The organism is uncultured Winogradskyella sp. (assembly GCF_947496485.1).
Taxonomy (GTDB): domain Bacteria; phylum Bacteroidota; class Bacteroidia; order Flavobacteriales; family Flavobacteriaceae; genus Winogradskyella.
In genome coordinates this window covers 1-25,515 of sequence record NZ_CANMCZ010000006.1, presented here as the reverse complement: position 1 = coordinate 25,515, position 25,515 = coordinate 1, and the positions used below count along the sequence as shown (strand labels likewise).

19 protein-coding genes are annotated in these 25,515 nt (G+C 33.5%); 11 read left to right on the top strand and 8 right to left on the bottom strand.

All coding sequences use genetic code 11. From position 1 onward, the window contains the following. Nucleotide 1: 1 nt before the first annotated feature. A complete protein-coding gene (locus tag Q0822_RS15515; RefSeq protein ID WP_299125356.1) occupies nucleotides 2-634 on the top strand; it encodes a 7-carboxy-7-deazaguanine synthase QueE in 633 nt (210 codons plus the stop codon). Nucleotides 635-686: 52 nt separating this feature from the next. On the opposite strand, the gene Q0822_RS15510 is transcribed toward Q0822_RS15515, so the two are convergent. Then, the gene (locus Q0822_RS15510) at nucleotides 687-1,232 is read right to left on the bottom strand and encodes a DUF2911 domain-containing protein (protein ID WP_299125354.1); all 546 of its coding nucleotides are present in this window, start codon (nucleotides 1,230-1,232) and stop codon (nucleotides 687-689) included. A 236-nt stretch (nucleotides 1,233-1,468) separates the two neighbouring features. Here Q0822_RS15510 and asnB point away from each other — a divergent pair, with 236 nt between their 5' ends. Next, entirely contained in the window at nucleotides 1,469-3,130 is a 1,662-nt protein-coding gene (gene asnB / locus Q0822_RS15505) for an asparagine synthase B (RefSeq protein WP_299125352.1), read from the top strand. Nucleotides 3,131-3,183: 53 nt separating this feature from the next. Here asnB and Q0822_RS15500 read toward each other — a convergent pair whose 3' ends face one another. Further along, nucleotides 3,184-5,652, bottom strand: a complete 2,469-nt coding sequence (locus tag Q0822_RS15500; RefSeq protein WP_299125350.1) for a T9SS type A sorting domain-containing protein — start codon at nucleotides 5,650-5,652, stop codon at nucleotides 3,184-3,186. Nucleotides 5,653-5,845: 193 nt separating this feature from the next. Then, entirely contained in the window at nucleotides 5,846-6,820 is a 975-nt protein-coding gene (locus Q0822_RS15495) for a helix-turn-helix transcriptional regulator (protein WP_299125348.1), read from the bottom strand. A gap of 183 nt (nucleotides 6,821-7,003) precedes the next feature. On the opposite strand from Q0822_RS15495, the gene Q0822_RS15490 reads away from it, so the two are divergent. The 7 genes from Q0822_RS15490 to Q0822_RS15460 all read left to right on the top strand — a co-directional run bounded on the left by Q0822_RS15490 (nucleotide 7,004) and on the right by Q0822_RS15460 (nucleotide 18,224). After that, nucleotides 7,004-7,666, top strand: a complete 663-nt coding sequence (locus Q0822_RS15490; RefSeq protein ID WP_299125346.1) for a hypothetical protein — start codon at nucleotides 7,004-7,006, stop codon at nucleotides 7,664-7,666. A gap of 258 nt (nucleotides 7,667-7,924) precedes the next feature. Then, nucleotides 7,925-9,874 (top strand): DNA topoisomerase (ATP-hydrolyzing) subunit B, encoded by a 1,950-nt coding sequence (gene gyrB, locus Q0822_RS15485; RefSeq protein WP_299125344.1) that lies wholly within the window; start codon nucleotides 7,925-7,927, stop codon nucleotides 9,872-9,874. A gap of 155 nt (nucleotides 9,875-10,029) precedes the next feature. Beyond that, nucleotides 10,030-11,046, top strand: coding sequence for a DUF6588 family protein (locus Q0822_RS15480; RefSeq protein WP_299125342.1), 1,017 nt, complete (start codon nucleotides 10,030-10,032; stop codon nucleotides 11,044-11,046). A 130-nt stretch (nucleotides 11,047-11,176) separates the two neighbouring features. Beyond that, complete coding sequence (locus tag Q0822_RS15475) at nucleotides 11,177-12,103, top strand: malate dehydrogenase (protein ID WP_299125340.1); 927 nt, start codon at nucleotides 11,177-11,179, stop codon at nucleotides 12,101-12,103. Nucleotides 12,104-12,175: 72 nt separating this feature from the next. Next, the gene (locus Q0822_RS15470; RefSeq protein WP_299125336.1) at nucleotides 12,176-12,787 is read left to right on the top strand and encodes a hypothetical protein; all 612 of its coding nucleotides are present in this window, start codon (nucleotides 12,176-12,178) and stop codon (nucleotides 12,785-12,787) included. A gap of 153 nt (nucleotides 12,788-12,940) precedes the next feature. Beyond that, nucleotides 12,941-15,979: a protein translocase subunit SecDF gene (gene secDF, locus Q0822_RS15465; protein ID WP_299125332.1), complete on the top strand. Its 3,039-nt coding sequence runs from the start codon at nucleotides 12,941-12,943 to the stop codon at nucleotides 15,977-15,979. 232 nt (nucleotides 15,980-16,211) lie between these two features. Then, entirely contained in the window at nucleotides 16,212-18,224 is a 2,013-nt protein-coding gene (locus Q0822_RS15460; protein WP_299125330.1) for a PKD domain-containing protein, read from the top strand. A gap of 71 nt (nucleotides 18,225-18,295) precedes the next feature. Here the strand turns inward: Q0822_RS15460 and Q0822_RS15455 are convergent, their stop codons facing one another. The 5 genes from Q0822_RS15455 to folE all read right to left on the bottom strand — a co-directional run bounded on the left by Q0822_RS15455 (nucleotide 18,296) and on the right by folE (nucleotide 22,138). Then, nucleotides 18,296-18,796: a DUF192 domain-containing protein gene (locus tag Q0822_RS15455; RefSeq protein WP_299125328.1), complete on the bottom strand. Its 501-nt coding sequence runs from the start codon at nucleotides 18,794-18,796 to the stop codon at nucleotides 18,296-18,298. Continuing rightward, a complete protein-coding gene (gene lgt, locus Q0822_RS15450; RefSeq protein ID WP_299125326.1) occupies nucleotides 18,796-19,620 on the bottom strand; it encodes a prolipoprotein diacylglyceryl transferase in 825 nt (274 codons plus the stop codon). The genes Q0822_RS15455 and lgt overlap by 1 nt, the downstream gene beginning before the upstream one ends. 65 nt (nucleotides 19,621-19,685) lie before the next feature. Beyond that, the gene (gene yidD, locus Q0822_RS15445) at nucleotides 19,686-19,919 is read right to left on the bottom strand and encodes a membrane protein insertion efficiency factor YidD (RefSeq protein WP_299125324.1); all 234 of its coding nucleotides are present in this window, start codon (nucleotides 19,917-19,919) and stop codon (nucleotides 19,686-19,688) included. Nucleotides 19,920-19,921: 2 nt separating this feature from the next. Next, nucleotides 19,922-21,403, bottom strand: a complete 1,482-nt coding sequence (gene cysS / locus Q0822_RS15440; protein WP_299125322.1) for a cysteine--tRNA ligase — start codon at nucleotides 21,401-21,403, stop codon at nucleotides 19,922-19,924. Nucleotides 21,404-21,460: 57 nt separating this feature from the next. Further along, on the bottom strand, nucleotides 21,461-22,138 hold the full coding sequence (gene folE / locus Q0822_RS15435) for a GTP cyclohydrolase I FolE (protein ID WP_299125320.1): 678 nt from the start codon (nucleotides 22,136-22,138) through the stop codon (nucleotides 21,461-21,463). Between the two features lie 194 nt (nucleotides 22,139-22,332). Between folE and Q0822_RS15430 the strand changes: the two genes are divergently transcribed. Beyond that, nucleotides 22,333-22,794 carry a hypothetical protein gene (locus Q0822_RS15430; protein WP_299125318.1) on the top strand — a complete coding sequence of 154 codons (462 nt, stop codon included), beginning with the start codon at nucleotides 22,333-22,335 and terminating at the stop codon, nucleotides 22,792-22,794. 10 nt (nucleotides 22,795-22,804) lie between these two features. Continuing rightward, nucleotides 22,805-25,515, top strand: a 2,711-nt coding sequence (locus Q0822_RS15425) for a PKD domain-containing protein (protein WP_299125317.1), incomplete at its 3' end; no start/stop codon positions are given.

Sequence of the window (25,515 nt, the reverse complement as noted above, 5' to 3'; positions counted from 1 at the left end):
TATGACGAAAAGAGAAAAACAAGCCCTTATAGACCAAGGGCATTTATTGCCTTTAATGGAAGAGTTTTACACCATACAAGGTGAAGGTTATCATAAAGGGACAGCAGCATATTTTGTTAGAATTGGAGGCTGTGATGTGGGTTGTCATTGGTGCGATGTTAAGGAGAGTTGGTTACCAGAATTGCATCCTGCTACGGAGACTACAAGGATAGTTGAGAATGCCGTAAAATATAGTGACATCATTGTGGTTACAGGTGGTGAGCCTTTAATGTGGGATATGAACCCTTTAACGACACAGCTAAAAGCTAAAGGAGTACAAACCCATATTGAAACCTCTGGTGCTTATAAATTAACAGGCGAATGGGATTGGATTTGTCTCTCACCTAAAAAGATGAAATTACCAACCGAAGAGATTTACGAAAAGGCACACGAACTTAAGTGTATCATTTACAATAAAGATGATTTTAAGTTTGCAGAAGAGCAAGCGGCTAAATTAAATAAAGATTGTATTCTTTATTTGCAACCTGAGTGGAGCAAGCGCGATAAAATGATGCCCCAGATTGTAGATTATGTGATGAAGAATCCTAAATGGAAAGTCTCATTACAGACTCATAAGTATTTGAATATTCCATAATAAGAAAACGCCTTGAGAGATCAAGGCGTTTTCTTATTAATAAATCTTTTATTTATTTAGTAAAAGGTACTGCAATTCTTACTGTTCCCCAGCCTAAGTGCATATGAATACCATCACTTGATTCTTCGAAAGCAATAGAAAATGCATCTAATGAATCCTTTCCTTCTGACACCGGAACATTTAAACGAGCTACATCGTTCTCTTCTTTATAAAAATAACTTCCCCATACATTTAAATCCGTACTTATTATTGCAGTCCATTCATCTTCACCAGGAATCACATAGAAGGTGTAAGTACCAGCTTTTACTGTTGTGTCACCTAATTTCATGTCTTTGTATAATGTTAATTCTGCAGCTTCATTTGCTCCTGTTCTCCATACTTTTCCTTCAGGTGCTAACTCATCTACAGAACGTCCTTTTAATTGAGGACGACTATACGTAATTTTCGCAAGTTTATCAGATTCTTTATAAGAACTTGGGTAAGAAGCAGCATCCATAGGACTTTTGTCTAAGGGTTTAAACTCTTGAGCATTTGTACTAAAAGATAAAAGCATTAAAAATGCAAAAGTAATTGAGGTAATAAAATTCGATTTTTTCATAATTAGTAGTGTGTATTGTTTTGTTAAAAGTAATTGTAATAATGGCAAATGGTCGTAATTAAATATTAAAGTTTACAGATTAAAAGTTAAAGTATCAATTTTACAGCTCTATTATTTATAATTAGAATTAAAAACTATTTATTAGTTATTATTTGTAATCATTTTAGTTATATGTATTTAAAATATGAAAGTTTAGCATCATATTTGCTTCATAATTAATAATTAAAAAAATAGTTATGTGTGGAATAGTATGTGCGTTTGATATAAAACAAAAAACTGACGATTTAAGACCAAAAGTCTTAGAAATGGCAAAAACGATTCGTCATCGCGGACCAGACTGGAGTGGAATTTACAGCGATGATAAAGCTATCTTGGCTCATGAGCGTCTAGCAATTGTTGATCCAGCATCTGGTAAGCAACCTCTGTTTAGTCCAGATAAGAAATTAATCTTAGCGGCTAATGGAGAAATCTATAACCATAGAGAATTACGTAAACAATTTCCTGATTATGATTTTCAGACTGAAAGTGATTGTGAAGTAATTTTGGCGTTATACCAAGAAAAGGGTGTTGACTTTGTAGATGATATGAATGGTATTTTTGGCTTTGCTATCTATGACACTGAAAAGGATGAATATTTTATCGCTAGAGATCATATGGGAATTATCCCATTATATATTGGATGGGATAAAAACGGAACATTTTTCGTGGCTTCAGAGTTAAAAGCATTAGAAGGAGTTTGTACAAAAATTGAATTATTTCCCCCAGGACATTACATGTCTAGTAAAGACGGCGAATTTGTAAAATGGTATAAACGCGATTGGACAGATTATGATGCAGTTAAAGACAACGAAACAAGTATTGCAGAAGTTAAGCAGGCTTTAGAAGATGCTGTGCATAGACAATTAATGAGTGATGTGCCTTATGGAGTTTTATTATCCGGAGGTTTAGATTCTTCAGTAACTTCTGCAATTGCTAAAAAATATTCTGAGAGACGTGTAGAAGCTGATGATAAAGAAAAAGCGTGGTGGCCTCAACTGCATTCATTTTCCGTTGGCTTAGAAGGTTCACCAGATTTAGCTGCAGCAAAAAAAGTAGCAGATTTCATAGGTACTGTTCATCACGAAATTAAATTTACAATTCAAGAAGGGTTAGACGCCATTAAAGATGTAATTTATAACATTGAAACGTATGATATTACGACGATACGTTCGTCAACACCAATGTACTTAATGGCTAGAGTTATTAAGTCTATGGGTATTAAAATGGTACTTTCAGGAGAAGGAGCAGATGAGATTTTTGGAGGGTATTTATATTTTCATAAAGCGCCAGATGCTAAAGAGTTTCATGATGAAACCGTTCGTAAATTAGATAAGTTACACATGTACGATTGCTTAAGAGCAAATAAAAGTTTAGCAGCTTGGGGAATTGAAGGTCGTGTGCCTTTTTTAGATAAAGAATTTATGGATGTAGCAATGCGTATCAATCCAAAAGATAAAATGATTAACGGAGAACGCATGGAAAAATGGGTTGTACGTAAGGCCTTTGAAGATATGATACCTGAAAGCGTAGCATGGAGACAAAAAGAACAGTTTAGTGATGGTGTAGGTTACAGCTGGATTGATACCTTAAAAGAATTAGTAGAGAAAGAAGTGACTGATGAGCAAATGACAAATGCTAAATTCCGTTACCCAATAAATACACCTCTAAATAAAGAAGAGTACTACTATAGAACTATTTTTGAAGGACACTTCCCAAGCGATGCTGCGGCATTAAGTGTACCACAAGAAGCAAGTGTGGCTTGCAGTACTGCAACTGCTTTAGAATGGGATGAAGCATTTAAGAACATGAATGATCCTTCTGGTAGAGCTATTGCTAATGTACATGATGAGGCGTATTAGGGTAATTAATATAAAATATAAAAGACCAACATTTGTTGGTCTTTTTTGTTCTGTTAGAGTTTGATTACTTTTTTGGTAATCAACGATCCCTTGCTGTGCAGTCTAATGAGATAAATACCTTTAGATAGCTGTGACAGTGAAATCCTATTTCCGGCTAACTTCTCTCTTAAAACTAGTTGGCCTGCTGGAGAAACAATCTCTACGGTTTCTATCTTGTTTTTTACATCATCAATAAGTAATACGTCTTTTGTTGGGTTGGGGTAGATGGAAATAATTTCTTCATCAAATTCATTTACTTCTAATGGATCAACGACAGTTAAAACCACTTCGTTATTATTTCGACAAATGACATCAAAAGTGAAGAGATTTCCATTAAATGATGCTATAGTCGGGCTTGTTAAATTACAAGCGGAGATAATCCCTGTGGTAGTTGCGATAACAAATTCATCATTTATAGAGGGTTCAAAACCAAGAGTGACATAAATGGTGCCTTCAAATATTGCATTCCCCTCACTAGCGATGCCTTGAATTTGCATTACATCGTATTCAGTACCTGAGGTGTGACCATTAATATCTATCAATAAATCGCTCGCACTTGAAGATTGAAAATTACCTTCAATTGTCAATGTTCCTGGTAATAATCCAAGTGATAATCCAGGTGAAATTGTTCCATCATTGATATAATCAGTTAATTGAGGCACATCTATAGCACCTATACCTGTAATGTAGCTGTTGTTGGTGTTTTCAAAAACATTGGTGCCAAAAAATTCTAGTTCTCCTGTTAAAAGTTCAATAAATCCAGTGTTAATAGTTGGTGCCCAAATCAAGAAACTTCCAGCTGTGTTAGATCGTCTTATGGTGCCATTATTAGTAAATGGATAAGTTGTAATCTGTGCACCACTAATGCTACCATTACCTACTTGTAAATCAATCAAGGCAAAAGCGAAATTGGTTAAGAACCCGTCGGCAATATCTAATCTTCCCGATGAAGTAAAATTAATGGTATTGGTATTTTGAAAATAAGTCGTTTCAAGAATCTTTTTTAATCCAGAACCAGTAAGGTTAAGTACACTATTGTTTGTTAATGAGCCTCCACCTCTCAGAGCGTTATTAGTCCAATTAAAATTTCCTGAACCTGTAAAATTGAATGTTGCTGAATTGGGACTTGTAACGATAACATCATTATTCCAATTTAGATCTCCATCAATAATCCCTGAGATATTCCCTTTCAGATGAACATCTGAAGTCCAATTGAAAACCGCATTGGAATTGACGTTGTAGGTACCATCAATTAAGTTTTTTATACTAGTGCCTAGAAAGGTTAAAGTTCCACTTTCAACACTTATTTCACCATTATTATTGTTCAATTCAACTTGTATTCGTGCTTCACCAGATGACGTTGTTTTTTTTATAATCCCTTCATTATTTAAAACATGTGTAGGTCCATTAGTCCAAGTGATATTTCCCATGTCGGCTTGCATATCTATGACGCTATTTGGTAAATTATTAAATGTGCCATCATTGATAACGAAGTCTCCAATCGATGAAATATGAATAGTATTTTCATTATTAAAGGTTGTATTTTCTTCAATTCTTTTTGATGCAACTGAAATAAGGTTAACCTCATTTTTATTGGTAAAAGTGCCTCCTCCTTGAAATGTTGGATTTACAAAATTAATGGACCCGTTGCCCGAAAAATCAAAAATAGCTTCTGTGTTAGGGGCGATATTAAAAATACTTGTAAGGCCTGTTGTTCCGAGATTAAATGTGCCATCGATATTACCTTGTAGTGTTCCAGAAATAGAGAAAGTAAGAGCTAAATCTAGTATTGATTGCTGAGAGACATTATATGTTCCGTTGGTTAAATTTCCTCCAGGAGAACTGCCAATGACCAAGGTACCATTCTCTACTTGTATCGTTCCATTATCATTGTTAAGTGAACATTGTAGATTAGCTGATCCGGTGGTGGTTGTTTTTTTTATAAGCCCTTCATTATTTACAATACCAAAATTTGAAGCAGTGATATTTCCACCATCACTTTGTATCTCAATAGTTCCTGATGGTAAGTTGTTTAATGTACCAGTATTAATTTGTAATGCTCCACCATTTATTAGAATCACACCAGTATTGTTTACCGTTAAAGTTCCCGAAAAAGCGCTCGTCGCAGGTATATTTATTGTCCCTTGTGCATTAATTATTCCACTTCCTCCAAAGCTATTACCGCTAACATTTATTGTGGAATCTGGACCAAAAGTTGAGGTGCCTGTTGTGGATATTTGGTTGTTTGTGTTTAATACAGAAAACCCTTGTAGCGTTATGGAATTTACCGATATAAATGGTCCGTTTTGATTAACTGTAAATCCAGATGGTATTACCGGATTGCCATTGCTAATGGGAACCATATCACCACTCCAATTATCGGGATCAAACCATGAGGTGCCATCACCGTTACCATTAAAAGTTTGTGCAATGCCTATTAAAGGAACTAAATAAATAATTGAGAAGAGTAAAAATCGTTTCATGAGTGTAGTTTTTAAATGTAGAGTTGATCAAAATAAAATTGTCTAGCTCCTTATCTATTATATTCTTGCTAAGACTATGGTAAAGTAATTACAGTAATGGTATTTGGACTCCTAGATTTTGATATTATCAGAAATTAGAACTAAATAAAAAGGTGTGAAATGAAGATTTTGATGAGAAAACCTAATAAATATATTAAGCGATTTTAACTTGATTTAATGTCATTTTTTTAAAAGCTGACGGAGTTTTATCAGTCGCTTTTTTAAATGCAGAATAAAATGCAGATTTAGAATTAAAACCAGCTTCAAGTCCTATAGCAGTAATTGTGTATTTTGAGAACTCAGGATTTTTTAAATAAGCTTTCGCTTGATTAACTCTATAACTATTTATGTAATCGTTAAAATTGGTATTTAGTTCAGTTTTTATAATTCTAGATAAGTGTCCAGAACTAACATTTAGAGCATTAGAGACACTATCTAATGTTAAATTAGGGTCTAAGTATATATTGTCAACATTTAAGAGCTGTTCTAATGCTATTATATGTTTGTTTTTTGTGATATTTTCTTTGGAACTAGTGATGTGAGAATTATGGTGTAATCTTATATTTTTTCGATCTTCGATGATTCCGAATTTGTAGATACCCAGATAACCTAGCCAATATATTACTGCAGACATACATATCCATAATGAGTAAAAAGATATGCCGTAGGCTAGATTTTTATATACTAAATACGACCATAAAAATGATATTGTAAGAAGAATAAACAATGTGATTTTTAACCAATTAATTCGATTATATATAGTGTTAATATTGAAAGATTTGTGTTGTTTTTCGTAATCAAATGACTTTTTCAATAAGTAAATAAGCATTACAATAGTAAAAACATTGGAAAATATTTCAATAAAATTTAAAACGTTTCCAAAAAATGTATAAAAACTCTCCTTTTCATAGTTAATTAATATGCCGATTCTCCAAGCGATGTTAAGTATTAAAAAAACAACAAAAGGTAAAAACAAGAGTTTTTCTTTAATGGTTGTTTTATGGTTTGGGTATAAAAAATTTATAACATAGAAGTAATAAAATGGTGGAAACAATGCAGCCAAGGGTATATAGACGTATTTATACATTTCTGTTAGTGTAATTAAACTGACATCAGGAATAAAATGCATTAGATTACTAAGTGTAAGGCATAGAATAAGAGCAACTAAGAAATAAATACTTTTTGATCTATATTTTTTTGAAAGCAACACAACTATTACAAAGATGAAACCTTGTATAATTCCGGCTAATATAAGACTGTTGTATATGTTAAATGTCATTATAATAACAAGATATTGTTTTATTTTCATAATATGAAATACCTATTCTTCTATGGCTTATTTTTTTTCAGTGTAGTAAGTTATTCACAAACCAAGGAAGATTGGGATAAGCTTCTAGACTCTCCTCATAACATTGGTTATTGCCTTTATAATGTTAATCAGCAATTCTGTAATGAGCATATTGCAACTCAAAATCGAATTATTAGCGAAGCTTCGGAAGATGAGCCAGAGATTCATTATTTTGTTATGGAAGAGAAATGGGCTAGAGAAAGAGTTACAGAATGGGCAGAACGTGTTACCCATTGGGAAAATAACACAAGGTTGAATAAGGCAGATTTGTTGTTATTATTTGATATTAATCAATACTATATTCACTTTGATTTATTAAGACAAATTAAAAGCGAATCAAGCTTTTTTGGTCATTCAAGTTTCTTTGTTGTGAATTTAGAAGATGATCTAAAATTCAAAATTAATAAAGGCTATAAGAATTTAGCTTTAAACTGTTCAATTTACCACGATTCAGAACCAAATATGCTATACAATATCATGTGGAGAGAGTTTATGTCTGGTCGTTTAGGCTTATTAGAAAATGAAGTGGAATTCGGTATTGCTTCCGATTTTAAAATCAGAAAAAAATTCAGAAGATTTAAAAGATGTTTTTACCGCTTCAAAAAGCAGAATTTTAGATTAAAATAATTTAAATTTTTCGCTTCTAAGCCACTTTTGTATATTTTATTTTCTAGAGCATATAAAAAATCACTAAAATCTAATTTAAACCACTTTTTAGTCATTCTAAGACACTTTTAAGTAATTAACAAATGTTGATAATTATCGTATTCAGTCTATAAAAAGCTTTCAAAAAGCGTCTTTAATTCGTATATTTGCTAGTATTCAAAAATGATACAATGGTGTCATTTTTTTATGCCATAAATCGAACTAAAATCATTCAAAATAATGAGCGAAAAAAGAGAAGAATTTAATAAAGATAATTATTCAGCAGATAGTATTCAGGCTTTAGAAGGAATGGAGCACGTGCGTATGCGTCCTTCAATGTATATTGGTGATGTTGGTACACGTGGTTTACACCATTTAGTATACGAAGTAGTAGATAACTCAATTGATGAAGCCTTAGCCGGTCATTGTGATAACATTACAGTAACCATCAATGAGGATAATTCTATCACCACAGAAGATGATGGACGTGGTATTCCGGTAGATTTACATAAAAAAGAAGGAGTATCTGCATTAGAGGTTGTAATGACTAAAATTGGTGCTGGAGGTAAATTTGATAAAGATTCTTATAAAGTTTCTGGTGGGTTGCATGGTGTTGGTGTAAGTTGTGTTAACGCTTTATCCGAACATCTAAAAGCAACGGTTTATAGAAAAGGTAAAGTTTATGAGCAGGAGTACGAACGTGGTAAAGCTATGTATCCTGTAAAACAAACAGGTGATACAGACAAAAGAGGAACGACGGTTACTTTTAAGCCAGATCCAACAATTTTTACACAAACCTTAGAGTACAGCTATGATACTTTAGCGAGTCGTTTACGAGAATTGGCTTACTTGAATAAGGGCATTACAATTCATTTAGTAGATAAGCGTCATAAAAAAGATGATGGTGAATTTGAAGGGGAAACTTTTCATTCTACGGAAGGTTTAAAGGAGTTTATCAAATTTTTAGATGGTAATCGTGAACCTTTAATGAAGGATGTTATTGCTTTTGAAGGTGAAAAGAATGGTGTGCCAGTTGAGGTTGCTATGGTTTATAACACCTCATATGCAGAAAATTTACACTCATATGTAAACAATATTAATACTCACGAAGGTGGAACACATCTTTCTGGATTCCGTCGTGGTTTAACACATACGCTTAAAAAGTATGCTGATGAATCTGGAATGTTAGACAAGTTAAAGTTTGACATTGCAGGTGATGATTTCCGTGAAGGTTTAACGGCTATTGTATCTGTAAAAGTACAAGAACCACAATTTGAAGGACAAACAAAAACTAAATTAGGAAACAGAGAGGTTTCTGCAGCCGTAAGTCAGTCTGTTTCAGAAATGCTTACGGATTATTTAGAAGAACATCCGGACGATGCTAAGATCATTGTACAAAAAGTAATCTTGGCAGCTCAAGCACGTCATGCAGCGCAGAAAGCCCGTGAAATGGTGCAACGTAAAACTGTTATGAGTATTGGTGGTTTGCCGGGTAAATTATCGGATTGTTCTGAGCAAGATCCTGCAAAGTGCGAAGTATTCCTTGTAGAGGGAGATTCGGCAGGTGGTACTGCTAAGCAAGGTAGAGATAGAGCATTTCAAGCTATATTGCCATTAAGAGGTAAAATTCTTAATGTTGAAAAAGCCATGACACACAAAGTGTTTGAAAATGAAGAGATAAAAAATATTTTCACAGCATTAGGTGTGACTATTGGTACTGAAGAAGATAGTAAGGCATTAAACCTTTCAAAATTGAGATATCATAAAGTAGTCATTATGTGTGATGCCGATATTGATGGTAGTCATATTGCGACATTAATCTTAACATTCTTCTTTAGATATATGAAAGAATTAGTGGAGAATGGACATATTTATATTGCTACTCCGCCTTTATATTTAGTTAAAAAAGGAGCGAAAAAGCAATATGCTTGGTCAGATAAGGAGCGTGATGAAATTATTGAAGGGTTTGGTGATGGAGCTAAGATTCAGCGCTATAAAGGTCTTGGAGAAATGAATGCTGAGCAGCTTTGGGACACTACTATGAACCCTGAGTTTAGAACCATGCGTTTGGTGCAAATAGAAAATGGTGTAGAGGCAGATCGAGTTTTTTCTATGTTAATGGGAGATGAAGTGCCACCACGTAGAGAGTTTATCGAGAAGAATGCTATCTATGCCAATATTGATGCATAAATAAACACTTCCAAAACTGAATTTAAAGCAATTACGTAAATTACGTAGTTGCTTTTTTTGTTTTTAAAATAACGATAAAACGCAATAAAACACGATAAAGTGCATTTTAAATGATATTTTGATATATTTGTAACCTTAATCTAAAACTTAACCAAATGAAAAAGATATTCCTTTTAATGACATTGTGCATGGGATCTCTAATATCCCAAGCCCAAAATGATTTAGATGTTTTACTAACAGCAGGTGTTGAAGATGCTCAACGTTTTGCCAATGACTACTTAGCACCAGGTACAAATGGTCTAATGCACAGTATGAGTGCAAATTGGTTTAATTCTGCTAAAGTAAAACCGCTAGGTGGTTTTGAAATATCGATTATTGCAAATGCTGCTTTGATTAAAGATGAAAATAAAATATTCAATCTTAATACAGCAGATTATAATAATGTTCAATTTGTACAAGGGCCAGCTTCTCAGATGGTTGCTTCTGTTTTAGGTGAGAACGATCCAGCTATATTTGTAGAGGTAGAGTATGATGATCCTATTTTTGGTTCTCAAACCGTAGAATTAGAATTACCACAAGGAATCGGTGATGCGAGTAAAAATCTTTTACCAACTGCATTTATTCAAGGTGCAATTGGTTTAGGTAGTGGCATTGAAATAAAAGCCCGTTATGTTCCTAAAATAGATAGAGACGATGTCAGTTTAAGTATGTATGGTGCTGGCGTACAATTAGAAATTTCGGATTGGTTACCAGCAAGTAAACTTTGGCCTGTGGCATTATCTGGTGTAATTACATATAATCATTTAGATGGTTCTTATAATATTACTGAATCTTCTGGAATTGAAGGAGAAAATCAACGTTTAGAAAATAACACAAATACATGGTTATTTCAACTAGTCGCTTCTACAAAATTACCAATAATTAACTTTTATGGAGGTATAGGTTATATCAACGGAACCTCAGAATCAGATTTATTAGGAACCTACAGAGTAACTAACGGACCATTAACTTCAGAAAATATTGTCGATCCATTTTCAGTATCTAGCGATATTACTGCTTTAAGAGCTACTATAGGAACAAAACTAAAATTAGGATTCTTTAGATTAAATGCTGAATATAACTTGTCAGAATTCGATACATTTTCGGCAGGTATAAGTTTCGGATTTAGATAATTAAATACAAATTTTAAAACATGAAAAAAGCACAAGATTTACTCTTGTGCTTTCTTCTTTTACAGCAATTTTATTCGTAAATTTACAATCCTTTTTAACAAGTAGTTTCACATTAAAATAAAAATAACAAATGAAAGTAACAGTAGTTGGAGCAGGCGCAGTTGGAGCAAGTTGTGCAGAGTATATTGCTATAAAAAACTTTGCTTCAGAAGTTGTAATCTTAGATATTAAAGAAGGTTACGCTGAAGGCAAAGCAATGGATTTAATGCAATGTGCATCCTTAAATGGATTTGATACAAAAATAACAGGAAGCACAAGCGATTATTCTAAAACAGCAAATAGTGATATTTGTGTAATCACTTCTGGTATTCCTCGTAAGCCTGGAATGACTCGTGAAGAATTAATTGGTATTAATGCTGGTATTGTGAAATCTGTATCTGCAAGCTTGGTTGAGCATTCGCCTAATACAATTTTAATTGTTGTGAGTAATCCTATGGATACGATGACATATTTGGTTCATAAAACAACAGATTTACCAAAGCATAGAATTATAGGAATGGGCGGAGCATTAGATTCTGCACGTTTTAAATATAGATTAGCTGAAGCTTTAGAGGCTCCGATTAGCGATATTGACGGTATGGTAATTGGCGGACATAGTGATAAAGGAATGGTGCCTTTAACATCTCATGCCACTAGAAACAGTATTAACGTTTCTGAATTTATCTCAGAAGAACGTTTAAATCAAGTAAAAGAAGATACAAAGGTTGGTGGAGCAACATTAACCAAATTATTAGGAACTTCTGCCTGGTATGCTCCTGGAGCTGCTGTAAGTGGATTGGTACAAGCCATTGCTTGTGATCAAAAGAAAATGTTCCCTTGTTCTACCTTTTTAGAAGGTGAATATGGTTTAAGTAATTTATGTATTGGTGTACCGGTAATTTTAGGTAGAAATGGAATTGAAAAAATTGTAGATGTACCATTAAGTGCTGCTGAGAAAGCACATATGGCAGAAAGCGCTGAAGGCGTTAAGAAAACTAATGGTTTATTAGAATTATAAATTCTTTATAATTAATTAAGACTGTAGAAATAATCCCGATAGCTATCGGGATTATTTTTTTATATTTGCCGCATGAAAACCAAATTGCAGTTTGGAATTTTAGTTTTACTCTTAGCCTTTTTAAGTAGGCAATTAGAGGACTCTACTGTGCCTAATCAACAGATGGTTATTCAGTTTTCGGATGAGAATATTTCTGTAGAAGATGCCGAAAATACTATTGAAGCCATTCATGCAAAACTACAAAGGATTGGCGCTGAACAAATTCAAATTGGTCAGAGTGAAAATGGTCAACTAAAGATTACGTATTTCAGCAATGCAGATGTAGATAAAATTCAACACATTCTCTCTAGTGCTGAAGGTTTAGAATTAGCCAATGACTCTCAAAGTAAGAGTTCAAATGATTTTCCTTCAGAAAAAATATCAAAGGATTATAAACTCAATATTTCTGAAATTCAGAACAATAGTGATGTTAACTGGGATTTTGAAACGATTGAAGTTGTAGAGCTTAATCAAAAAAGCGAGCATTCTTATAATCATAAAGTTAAGACTTCAGGTGAATACATAAATACTAAACATAGTAATAGTATAATTAATATTGCTATTAAGTGTCATACTACTATTGTAATTGCAATAGATAACGCATCTTATAAAATTCCTGAAGTTAGAGCAGGACCAATCGTTTAAGGAATTATAACATCTGAAATAATTCCCACTTCATTTCAAGTCTTTTTTATCAATCAAAAGGCTAAAATCTATTTAATTAAAAACATTGTCGATTAATAGTGTAAACTCTATATTTGCGCGTTTTATAATATTCGACATTAAACAATAATAACAATGCAAAACAAAGGAATAATTAAACTTTTTGCACTTTTATTTGGTTTGGTAAGTATCTACCAATTATCATTTACTTTCAAAGCGAACCAGATAGAAGATAAAGCAAAAGAAGTAGCAGTAGCGAAGTATGCTGATACAGAAGACGATTATCAGTCTAAGAGAAATACAGAAGAAATTCGTTATCTAGATTCTCTTAAGACTACTAAAGTAAAAGTAGGTGAAGAACTTGAACCTATAGAAGTTTACAACTTAGGTGTATCACAATATACTTACTCTGAAGTTGAAAACAATGCCATGAAACTAGGTTTAGACCTTAAAGGTGGTATTAATGCAATTATCCAAATTTCTGTAAAGGATATCTTAAAAGGATTAGCTAACAATAGTAAAGATCCTGTATTTAATAAAGCATTAGATGATGCAGAAGAATTACAAAAAAATGCTCAAGAATCTTACTTAGAGTCATTTTTTAGAGCTTTTGATGCTATTAAGGGAGATACAAAATTGGCATCTCCAGATATTTTTGCAAATCGTGATTTGAGTGATGTAATTAAATTCGATATGTCTGATGACGAAGTAAAAGGTGTCCTTGAAACAAAGATAGATGAATCTATAGTCTCTGCATTTGAGGTTTTACGTAATCGTATTGATGGTTTTGGCGTATCGTCTCCTAACATTCAACGCCTTGGAAATTCTGGTCGTATTTTAATTGAATTGCCAGGTGCAAAAGATAAAAAGCGTGTTGTAGATATAATAACAAAGACAGCACAATTACAGTTTTGGGAAACGTATAAGAATCAAGAAATTGTGCCTTATATTTTACAAGTAAATCAAGCTTTGGTTGAAGCAAACAAAGCAAAAGAAACTAAAGATGAGGTTACAGAAGCAACTGAAGTACAAGATAGCACATCTAATGCTATAGATGAACTAACAGGACAAATTGAAGCAGATTCTACAAGTGTTGCAGAAACAAACCCATTAGGTCTTCAGGGTTACGGAGGTGGATCTGTTGTTGGTACTTTTTTATCTAAGGATAGAGAAAAGGTAATGGCTAACTTAAATGACCCTAAAAACAGAGCAAAATTATCACCAGATATGCGCTATGTAAAATTCGTTTGGGGAATTCAGGAAAAAGATTCTGAGTTTTCAGATTTATATGCTCTTAAAACAAACAGAGACAATATTCCACCGTTAAGTGGTTCTGTAATTACTGATGCAAGACAGGAATATGACCAAGTAAGTCGTCCTGCAGTAGGTATGAGTATGAATGCTAAAGGGGCTAAGATCTGGGAAGAAATGACCAAGAAGGCATATGAAACACAAGGTTATATAGCTATTGTTCTAGATAATATTGTGTATTCTGCACCAAGTGTTTCTACTGGACCTATATCAGGTGGTAATTCTCAAATATCTGGATCGTTTTCATTAACAGAAGCTGTAGATTTAGCCAACGTTTTAAGAGCTGGTAAATTACCTGCTTCTGCAGAAATTGAGCAAGCAGAAGAAATTGGGCCTTCGCTAGGACAAGAAGCAATTGATAGTGGTATGAAATCATTTCTTATCGCCTTAGCATTTGTCTTATTATGGATGATATTTTACTATGGCAAGGCAGGTATTTTTGCCGATATTGCTTTATTATTCAATATTCTTTTAATTTTTGGTGTATTATCTAGTTTAGGTGCTGTGTTAACATTACCTGGTATTGCAGGTATCGTTTTAACGATTGGTATTTCTGTAGATGCTAATGTCCTTATATTTGAGCGTATTCGAGAAGAATTGGCAAAAGGCAAATCTCAAAAAGAATCTATTAAAGATGGTTTTTCTAATGCATTATCATCAATTTTAGATGCAAATATTACAACAGGTTTAACAGCTTTAATCTTATTTGTATTTGGTACAGGGCCAATTAAAGGTTTTGCAACAACATTAATCATTGGTATTTTAACATCATTATTTACTGCAATATTCATTACACGTTTATTGATTGACTGGTGGACAAATAGAGGTGGATCTTTAGATTTCTCTACGGCTATGACCAAAGGATTATTTAAGAATGTTAATATCAACTTCTTAAAGAAGCGTAAGATTGCTTATGTGATTTCAGGAGTATTTATCATTGCTAGTTTAGGGTCTTTATTTACTAACAAATTAGATCAAGGTATTGATTTTGTTGGTGGTAGAACATATCAAGTACGTTTTGACCAGGCAGTAAGTGTTGAAGAAGTAAAAGGTGATCTTAATACTGTTTTTGGAAGCGCTGAAGTTAAAACTATTGGTGGTAATAATCAATTAAAGATTTCTACAAAATATAAGGTTGACGAAAACTCTACTGAAGTAGATGAAGAAGTACAGTCTAAATTGTTTGGAGCTTTACAAAAGTATCTTCCAGCAGGAATTACTTATGATGAATTCTTAGATGGGTCTGGTGAGGCAAAAATTGGTAAAATGTCTTCCAGTAAAGTGAGTCCCACAATTGCGGATGATATTAAGGCGTCTTCATTTTGGGCAGTATTAGGCTCGTTAGTAGTTGTATTCTTGTATATCCTATTTAGATTTAAGAAATGGCAATTCTCACTTGGTGCGGTAGCAGCAGTATTCCATGATGTATTAATTGTGTTAGGAATATTCTCATTAACATGGAAGTTTATGCCATTTAGTATGGAGATTGACCAAGCTTTCATTGCAGCAATCTTAACGGTTATTGGTTACTCACTGAATGATACGGTTGTTGTGTTCGATAGAATTAGAGAATTCTTAAACGAACATACATCATGGGAATTTGGAAAAACCATTAATGCATCATTAAATAGTACTTTAAGTAGAACCTTAAATACATCTGTAACTACGTTAGTGGTGTTATTAGCTATGTTTGCTTTTGGTGCAGATTCATTAAGAGGTTTGCTATTCGCATTAATAGTTGGTGTAGTCGTTGGTACATATTCATCTATGTTTATTGCAACACCGTTAATGTACGATACTGCTAAAAAAGGAGATGCCGCTGAATCTTTAAAGAATAAAGTAAAAGAAGAAGACGAAGATTAAGTCTTTGATAAAATCGTCATCTGAATTTATTTCAGAATCTAAAATGCCTTTCTTAATTGAGAGGCATTTTTGTATTTAGACGCAACCTTTTTACGTTTTATCCATCTTATAAAAGATTAGTAAGATAAAACTCTTACTTTTCTAATTAATCAATCCAATAATCAACATGAAAAAAAAACTACTCCTATTACTCTCTATAATTTCAAGCTTTTGTTTTAGCCAAGATATAATTATGCAAAATGGATCGGTAACGACATGTTCAGGTATATTTTATGACTCTGGAGGGGAATTTTCTAATTATTCTGACAATGAAAGTTTTATATTAACTATATGTCCAGACAATGCAGAAGGACGAACGCGGCTGGATTTTCAGGAGTTTTTGACCCAGCTAAACGGGGACTTCATGAATATCTATGATGGTGATGGTACCACAGCAGAAATTATAGGAACTTATTCAGGATCAGAGTCACCAGGGCTAGTTGCTGCTGGTTTTGACAATACAAGTGGTTGTTTAACTATTGAATTTATTTCTAACAATTCTGGTAATGTTGTAGGTTGGTCAGCTAATATTTCATGTACAACACCTTGTCAAGATATAACTGCACTAATAGACTCAACGACACCAGTTGCAAATACAGAAGGTATTATAGAAGTTTGTACAGGTGATATGATTAGCCTTAATGGAAGCGGTATTTTTGAGGTTGATGGAACAGGGGCTAGTTATAATTGGGATTTAGGAGATGGAAATATTGTTTCTGGTGAGAGTGTTAATGTTTCTTATAATGCACCTGGAGTATATTTGGTAAACTTAAATATAAGAGATGCTAACATGGATAATTTTATGGATGGTTGTCCAAATACTAATACGGTTAATCAAATTATTAGAGTATCTGGTCGTCCTGATTTTATGGGTACTCAAGCTGCGGATAATACATTATGCTTTGGTGATACTACAACAATTGAAGGTGTCGTAACCCCATTGACTTTGGTTTATAATTGCCCACCACCAGAAAGCGTTGTAACGTTTTTACCTGATGGAAATGGGGTAGCATATAGCACTAGTATTAATGTAACATGTTTTGAAGCTTCACAAGTTTTAACTGATGTAAGTCAAATAGAGAGTATCTGTTTAAATATGGAACATTCTTATCTAGGGGATTTAGATATTGAAATTATATCTCCTAACGGGCAAGTTGTAAGGCTGCATGATCAAGGTGGAGGTTCTGCTAATCTAGGTATTCCATGGGCTACAGGTACTGTTGATGGTAATAGTGCAAATACTACACCTGGAGTAGGGTCAGATTATTGTTTTGTACCTAATGGTGGATTTCCAACTTTAGTAGGTGGTATTCAAGGAACTATTGAATTTCCTGAAGGTGATGGTCCAGGTGCTTATACTGATTCTTTTGTGCCTGCAGGTAGCTATAGTTCTATCAATCCGCTAGATGGCCTTATCGGTTCACCATTAAATGGTGAGTGGAATATTGTTATTGTTGACAATCTGGGCGCAGATAATGGTTATATTTTTTCTTGGGAGCTCAACTTTGATGAAGGTTTAGCTTTAGAAGATTATAGTTATATTCCAACAATTGTATCTCAGTCTTGGGATGCAGACCCAAGTATTACAGAAATAAACGGAAATATAATTACTGTAGCACCTCAATCTGCAGGTGAGCATTGTTATGTTTTTAGGACTGTAGATGAATTTGGTTGTGAATATGCAGAAGATATATGTGTTACGATGACGGCCGAAGGTCAACCGCCTACTACCTTTTATGAAGATTTAGATGGTGATGGTTATGGAGATCCTAATATTACAATAGAAGATTGTTCTAATATACCTCCTTTTGGCTATGCTATTAATGGTTTAGATTGTAACGATACAAATAACGGTATAAATCCAGATGCTACTGATTCTGAAGGTAATGGAATCGATGAGAATTGTGATGGTGTTGATGGTGATCTTCTTAGTATAGATGATATTCTCGTTAATGATATTAAGGTGATAACAAATCCATTTAATGACAGCATAGTAATTAATATACCATCTAGTTTAACAGGAACCCCATTAAGTATTTGTATTTACGATTTGAATGGTCGTACTGTCTATGAAAATATACTGATAGATAGTAATGGTCAACTTAGAATTGGTAATCTCAATAGGTTAGAAAAAGCTACATATTTATTAGAATTATCTAATAAGAAGCTCGGTCTAAATGTTATAAAGAAATTAATTAAATTATAGATTCTTATTAGTTAAACCTAAAAGGTTTACTTATGAAAGCAGTTTCTGACGCTTAAAGCTCAGTGATTTTTTTAATTAATTTTTGAAAATTCAATAATATCTCCAACTTTAATTTGCCACTCATCAAAAAGTCCACTATTAATCTCTAAAACATACTTTGCAGGTGAATCAGATGGCAGAGAAGTCTCATCAAAAGGTTGAGCATCTTTTTGAACACTAACTATGGTTTTGTTTGTATCAATATATATGATGTCCAAAGGAATCTTAGTATTCTTCATATAGAAACTTCGAAAATCCTCATCAGGAAATATAAATAACATACCATGATTGGTTTTAAGCTTTGTCCTATACATTAAACCTGTTTGGGTTTCGTATTCATTGTCTGCAATTTCAATATCTAACGTCTTTATAATAGAGTCCGAATCTGTTTTTTTTATGGTAAGTACACCTTCTTTTTTAAAGTTAACCACAACTTTTTCTTGTCTTTTAATTGCCTTTTCTTCTTTACATGAAGAAAAAACTACAAGCCCAACAATTAATATTAAATATTTTGAAAACAGTTGTAATCGCATTAGCTCAATGTCGTTTTCGGTTTATAGATAAACATAAAGTAAAGTCCTATGAAAATAAATGGAATACTCAATAGTTGTCCGGTATTCAACACCCAATCCGCTCGCTCAATGTTTTGAGCTTCTTTTGTGAATTCCACAACAAATCTAACAGACCAAAGTAAAACTAAAAATAGTCCAAATAAGAAACCTAGCTGTTCAGACTTCTTTGTTTTCCAATAGAAATAAAAGAGGATTAAAAAGACAAAAACATAACAGAAAGCTTCATACAATTGTGAAGGATGTCTTGGTTTAGTTTCATTGAGTTGAACAAATACAACACCAAAATCGCTATTTGTATATTTTCCAATAATTTCAGAATTTATAAAGTTTCCTATCCTAACAAATACAGCACCTAAAGCAACAGGAATCACCACACGATCTAGTATCCAAAGCACCGTTTTATGTAATACTTTTTTATTGTAAATGTACATGGAGATAATCATGGCAATTGCTGCACCATGACTTGCCAATCCTTGAAAGCCAGTAAACTCAAAACCACCTTTAAATTTAAATGGCAGAAAAATGCTAAAAAAATCTTCTGTAATTAATTCTGACTGATAAAATATAACATGTCCCAGTCTAGCACCAAGCATAATACCGAGCACAGAATATATGAATAACGAATCCAATGATTCATCAGATTGTCCTTCGTTTCTATATATGCGTTTTGTAATGTAGAAGCCTAATATAAAGGCAATTATCCACATCATGCTATAAAAATGAAGTTTAAAGAAGCTTAAATCAATATACTTTATTGGATCCCAATCCATCTGTAATAAAAACATATATATTCTATTTATGCGGTAAATATAATATTTTGAAAGATATTCAAAATGAGATTAACGTAATATTAATCTTCTTTTGGTGGTACAGGATCAAAACCTTTTCCTCCCCAAGGGTGACAACTAAAAATTCGTTTTATAGCCAATTGACCTCCTTTAAAAAACCCATGAACTTCTAATGCTTCTTTGGCATAATGAGAGCAGGTAGGTTGATAACGGCAAGTCGCTGGTGTGATAGGCGAAATTAAAGATTGATAAACTTTAATAAGAAATAAAAGAGGATATGTAAGGATTTTTTTCACGATTAGTTAGTCGTAAAAGTCGTCCCATCCCTACTGTCATTAAGTTGAATACCAGCTTCAGCTAACTCATCTCTTATTTTATCAGACAATGCAAAGTCTTTATTCAATCTAGCCTCCTTTCTGAGGTTGATTAAAATTTCTACTGCTCCAGAAAGTTTGTCTGTACCATAATTATCTTTAGAAAAATTGACTAAACCTAAAATATCGAAAGCAAAAGTTTCAATAGTTTGTTTTAAAAGCTCTAAATCTTCTGATGTTATACTAGCACTTCCATCTTTTATTTGATTAATAAATTTTGCAGCATCAAACAAATGGGCTATTAGAATAGGTGTATTAAAGTCATCATTCATGGCATCATAACATTTCTGTTTCCATGCAGCAACATCAAATGATGATGAGTCACTAGTTTTTAAATTATCTATTAAATTAATAGCATCCATTAGTCTATGGAAACCTTTTTCTGCAGCAAGCAAACCATCATTAGTTAGATCTAATACACTTTTGTATGACGCTTGCATCATAAAAAATCTAATCACACTTGGGCTATAGGCTTTAGACATGATGTCATTTTCACCAGAAAGCAATTCTGCAGGATTAATATAGTTTCCTGTAGACTTACTCATACGAGCACCATTAAGCTCAAGCATGTTAGCATGCATCCAGTATTTTACAGGATCTTGTCCTTTTGCCGCTTTATTTTGGGCTATTTCACATTCGTGATGCGGAAATTTTAAATCCATTCCACCACCATGAATATCGAATCGTTCCCCAAGATATTTGGTGCTCATTGCTGTACATTCTAAATGCCATCCAGGAAATCCATCACTCCAAGGTGAAGGCCAACGCATAATATGTGTTGGTTCTGCGCGTTTCCAAAGTGCAAAATCTTGTGGATTTTTTTTATCACTTTGACCATCAAGCGTGCGCGTATTGTGAATTAAATCTTCAAGTTTACGTTTACTTAAAATGCCATATTCGTTAGTTTCATTGTATTTATGTACATCAAAATAGACCGAACCATTTACAACATAAGCAAAACCATTATCTATTATGGTTTGAATTAACTCAATCTGTTCAATAATATGACCAGTTGCAGTAGGTTCTATACTAGGTGGCAAGAAATTGAAAGTGTTTAATACATTATGAAAATCTACAGTATATCGCTGCACAATTTCCATAGGTTCTATAGCCTCTAATCGTGCTTTCTTTGTAATTTTATCTTCGCCAAGATCGGCATCGTTTTCTAAATGTCCTGCATCTGTAATATTTCTAACATATCTTACTTTATAACCTAAATGTTTAAAGTAGCGAAAAATCATATCGAAGGACATGAAGGTACGAACATTACCTAAATGCACATTGCTATATACGGTTGGACCACAAACATACATACCTACATAACCTTTAGTTATAGGTTTGAAAATCTCTTTTTCACCCGAAAGTGAATTGTATATTTTAATAGTATGTGTATCGTATAACGGCATGATGCAAATTTGAAAAATGTATAAACAAAGCTAAAAAACTAACTTGCAGAAACCAAGTTAAAACTTAGTGTCTAATTGTATGTAGTCTAAAAACTCACGACGAGTTGTCTTTTCCTTAAATTTTCCGCCAAACTCTGAAGTTACTGTGCTGCTTTCTATATCTTTTATACCACGAGAATTGACACATAAATGTTTAGCATCTATAACACAAGCAACGTCTTCAGTATCTAACACGTTTTGTAGCTCTTTTACAATTTGGATAGTTAAACGCTCTTGTACCTGAGGACGTTTTGCAAAATAATCGACAATTCTATTCATTTTAGACAAGCCAACCACAGTGCCGTTAGAAATGTAGGCCACGTGTGCTCGTCCCACAATTGGCAATAAATGATGTTCGCAAGTAGAATAAACTGTGATATTTTTTTCTACCAGCATTTCACCATATTTATACTTATTTTCAAATGTAGAAGCGTTAGGCTTTTTATCAGGATTTAAACCGCCAAAAATTTCATTAACAAACATTTTTGCAACACGATTAGGTGTTCCTTTAAGACTATCATCATTAAGATCTAAACCTAAGGTTTCTAATATATGTCTTACGTCGTCTTTAATAATATCTACTTTTTCGCTGTTAGATAATTTAAAAGCATCAGCTCTCAAAGGAGTTTCGCTAGACGAGCCTAAATGGTCATCACCTAAAGCATCTATATCATTAAAATCACTTTCAATTTTCATCGTAAAAAATTATTAATCAACTTTTAAAATAAGAGCCAAAGATAAACAATAAAAATAGTTTCATTGAGGTAGGAGTTTTAATATTACGACTGTTATATAGTTAAAACCGTTAAAATGCTAATATCATTGACGAACTAACAGCGGTTTACCTAAAATTTTCTTAATTTTCGAAATTCAATAATTCAGATTAATCCATGAAAAAATTACTAACAATTCTTACTTTGATTCTCATCCCATTATTTGTTGGCGGTCAAGAGTCAAAGCAAAGAAATCCTCTGCCGTTAGCAAAGTATAATGATAATGTAAAATTGCCTTTAACAGTAAAAGAACGCGCTCAAATTATTGAGGTTTATGGTAATTATGCTGAAAAGTATGTTTTTAGTGACCCAAATATGCTTAAGAGTATAAAGCATATTCTTAGAAATAGGGTAGTAATTAAATTGATAACAGATGAAAATGATAAGAAACCGTGTACAAAATTATCTGAGGTTTCTATTCTTACAGGTTTCGTTTCAGATTTAGAGCGTGACAAAATATTTAATCCCGATAGTTTTAATCCATTAAAATATAATTTTGAGTTTCATTCTAGAGCTGCAGGTATGTATCATGTAGATAACACCAATTATTATATCATTATTAAGTCCCAATATCAATAAAACTTCTAGCATGAAATATTTATTTACTATAATCCCTCTTCTATTTTCATCGCTATTATTGGCGCAAGATGTAAATATGCAAACTGCTACTGTTAATCAATGTGGTGGTGTGTTTTACGATTCTGGTGGGGAGTTTGGTTTCTACTCAGATAATGAAGACTTCGTATTGACCATATGTCCTGAAAATGCAGGTCAGAAAATACAAATAGATTTTACTGCTTTCTCTACGCAGTTGAATCAAGATATAATGACTATTTATAATGGTGATTCTGTTACAGAACCTCTTTTTGGTCAATTTTCAGGAACAAATAGTCCAGGATTGGTTCAAGCCACACAAGATAATACCTCAGGTTGTATTACAATTCAATTTGTGTCTAATGCTTCAGGTACAATTGATGGTTGGGCTGCAAATATTTCATGTTTAACTCCGTGTCAAACTATTAATTCGCAAATTGATTCTGCTAGTCCAACTCCTAATGCAAATAATTATATAAGAGTATGTCCAAATGAAGAGATTACATTAACAGGAAGTGGAGTGTTTTCAATCGACGGAACTGGTGCTACTTATGAATGGGATTTAGGTGATGGAAATACAGCTTCTGGTCAAACAGCTACATTTTCTTATCCAGATCCAGGTGTATATATTGTGAATCTCAATATCCGTGATGCAAATACATCAATCGATCCCTTAGGGTGTGAAAATAATAATTTAATTAATCAAGTTATTCAAGTAGCTACTGAACCAAATTTTATGGGTACAGAAGCTACTAATACTACGCTGTGTTTTGGTGAAAGTACAGATATTACTGGTGAGGTAGAAGCTGTAGAATTTATAAATGATTGTACTCCACCAGTAAGTGGTATTACATTTCTTCCTGATGGAAACGGAGTTACTTATGAGACATCGGTTACTGTAGATTGTTATGACTCTGCACAAACGTTAACAGATGTAAATCAATTAGTAAGTATATGTTTAACCATGGAACATTCCTATCTAGGGGATTTAGATATAGAAATTATTTCTCCTAATGGACAGGTTGTTAGAATGCATGATCAAGGAGGTGGTAGTGCCAATTTGGGTATTCCATGGGCAACTGGCACTGTAGATGGTCAAAGTAATAATACTACACCAGGAACAGGAAGCCAATACTGTTTTGTTCCAACTGGAAGCTTTCCAACTTTAGTTGGTGGTATACAAGCGGGTGGTACATTTCCAGATGGTAATGGACCTGGTACATACACGGATTCTTTTGTGCCTGCTGGAAATTATAGTTCTGTTAACCCATTAGATGGTTTATTAGGTTCACCTCTTAACGGTGATTGGACGATTAGAGTAGTTGATAATATTGGTGCTGACAATGGTCATATTTTTGCTTGGAGTATTGAATTCGACCCTGCTTTGCAACCACCAGAATTGTCTTTTACACCAGTGATTACTTCTGAAGCTTGGGATACTGATCCTACAATAACAAATACAGTTGGTAATGTAATAACTGTGCAACCTACCACAGCAGGACAATTCTGTTATACTTACAGAGCTACAGATGATTTTGGTTGTGAATATACGGAAGAAGTTTGTATAGATGTATTACCAGAGATAGTTACAGAAACTCCAAATAATTTATTTGTTTGCGATACTGGTAGCCCTCCTTATATTTTTGACTTAGATTCTAATACGACTATCGTTCTTGCTAGTGCAACTAATACTTCTGATTTAGTAGTTACTTATCATAATTCACTAGCCGATGCTGATTCTGATTCAGCGGCAATTGCTGGTGCAGGTAGTTATTCTGGTACTGATGGTGAAACAATATTTATTAGAGTAGAATATTTAGTTTCTGGTTGCTATGAAGTTTTATCCTTCACTTTGAACGTAGCGGGACAACCCACGATTAATCCAGTTATTGATTTAGAGTTGTGTGATGACGTTAGTAATGATGGTGTAGAGGAGTTTGATTTGAGTTTGCAATCGGCAGCAGTATTGGGTAGTCAGCCCTCTACGGATTATGCAGTAACGTATTACTTAAATTTTGCAGATGCGGATTCAGGCACAAACGCATTACCAAGTTCATACACCAATACCATGAACCCACAGCCTATATTTGTAAGAGTGGAAAATGTAGGGGATTCTAACTGTTACAATTCCTCAGCGACAGCTGTATTTGATTTAGTGGTCAATACTAGAGCGATTGCTAATACACCAACGAATATGGTGGTATGCGATGATCCTAGCAATGACGGTCTGGCAACGTTTGATTTGAGCACCCAAGAATCAGATATTTTAGGTGGACAAGACCCAAGCATTTATAATGTATCCTTTCATAATAGCCAGTCGGATGCGGATTCTAATCTATCAGCAATATCAACAAGCTATCCAAACAGTACCTCAAACCAAGAGACCATATACGTCAGAGTAGAAGATTCTTTACATCCAGACTGTTATAGCACTACCAGTTTCGATTTAGTAGTAGACCCGTTACCTCAGGTTGTTGCAGTGCCCCCTTTACAGGTTTGTGATGATGATATGGATGGATTTGTAAGTTTTCCATTAGACACCAAAGTAGCGGAGTTATTAAATGGCCAAACAGGTGTAGAGGTATCGTTCCATGAAACCTTAGTAGGGGCGGATACAGCTACCGCAGAGGTATTTGATGGTTACACCAATACGGCAATGACGGCCCAAACGCTATTTGTTCGTTTAGAAAACACGACCACCACCTG

Bases quoted from the DNA above. Each gene is read 5' to 3' on its own strand.
- Q0822_RS15515 (WP_299125356.1), top strand. From the start codon at position 2: ATGACGAAAAGAGAAAAACAAGCCCTTATAGACCAAGGGCATTTATTG.
- Q0822_RS15510 (WP_299125354.1), bottom strand. From the start codon at position 1,232: ATGAAAAAATCGAATTTTATTACCTCAATTACTTTTGCATTTTTAATG.
- asnB (WP_299125352.1), top strand. From the start codon at position 1,469: ATGTGTGGAATAGTATGTGCGTTTGATATAAAACAAAAAACTGACGAT.
- Q0822_RS15500 (WP_299125350.1), bottom strand. From the start codon at position 5,652: ATGAAACGATTTTTACTCTTCTCAATTATTTATTTAGTTCCTTTAATA.
- Q0822_RS15495 (WP_299125348.1), bottom strand. From the start codon at position 6,820: ATGCATTTTATTCCTGATGTCAGTTTAATTACACTAACAGAAATGTAT.
- Q0822_RS15490 (WP_299125346.1), top strand. From the start codon at position 7,004: ATGAAATACCTATTCTTCTATGGCTTATTTTTTTTCAGTGTAGTAAGT.
- gyrB (WP_299125344.1), top strand. From the start codon at position 7,925: ATGAGCGAAAAAAGAGAAGAATTTAATAAAGATAATTATTCAGCAGAT.
- Q0822_RS15480 (WP_299125342.1), top strand. From the start codon at position 10,030: ATGAAAAAGATATTCCTTTTAATGACATTGTGCATGGGATCTCTAATA.
- Q0822_RS15475 (WP_299125340.1), top strand. From the start codon at position 11,177: ATGAAAGTAACAGTAGTTGGAGCAGGCGCAGTTGGAGCAAGTTGTGCA.
- Q0822_RS15470 (WP_299125336.1), top strand. From the start codon at position 12,176: ATGAAAACCAAATTGCAGTTTGGAATTTTAGTTTTACTCTTAGCCTTT.
- secDF (WP_299125332.1), top strand. From the start codon at position 12,941: ATGCAAAACAAAGGAATAATTAAACTTTTTGCACTTTTATTTGGTTTG.
- Q0822_RS15460 (WP_299125330.1), top strand. From the start codon at position 16,212: ATGCAAAATGGATCGGTAACGACATGTTCAGGTATATTTTATGACTCT.
- Q0822_RS15455 (WP_299125328.1), bottom strand. From the start codon at position 18,796: ATGCGATTACAACTGTTTTCAAAATATTTAATATTAATTGTTGGGCTT.
- lgt (WP_299125326.1), bottom strand. From the start codon at position 19,620: ATGTTTTTATTACAGATGGATTGGGATCCAATAAAGTATATTGATTTA.
- cysS (WP_299125322.1), bottom strand. From the start codon at position 21,403: ATGCCGTTATACGATACACATACTATTAAAATATACAATTCACTTTCG.
- folE (WP_299125320.1), bottom strand. From the start codon at position 22,138: ATGAAAATTGAAAGTGATTTTAATGATATAGATGCTTTAGGTGATGAC.
- Q0822_RS15430 (WP_299125318.1), top strand. From the start codon at position 22,333: ATGAAAAAATTACTAACAATTCTTACTTTGATTCTCATCCCATTATTT.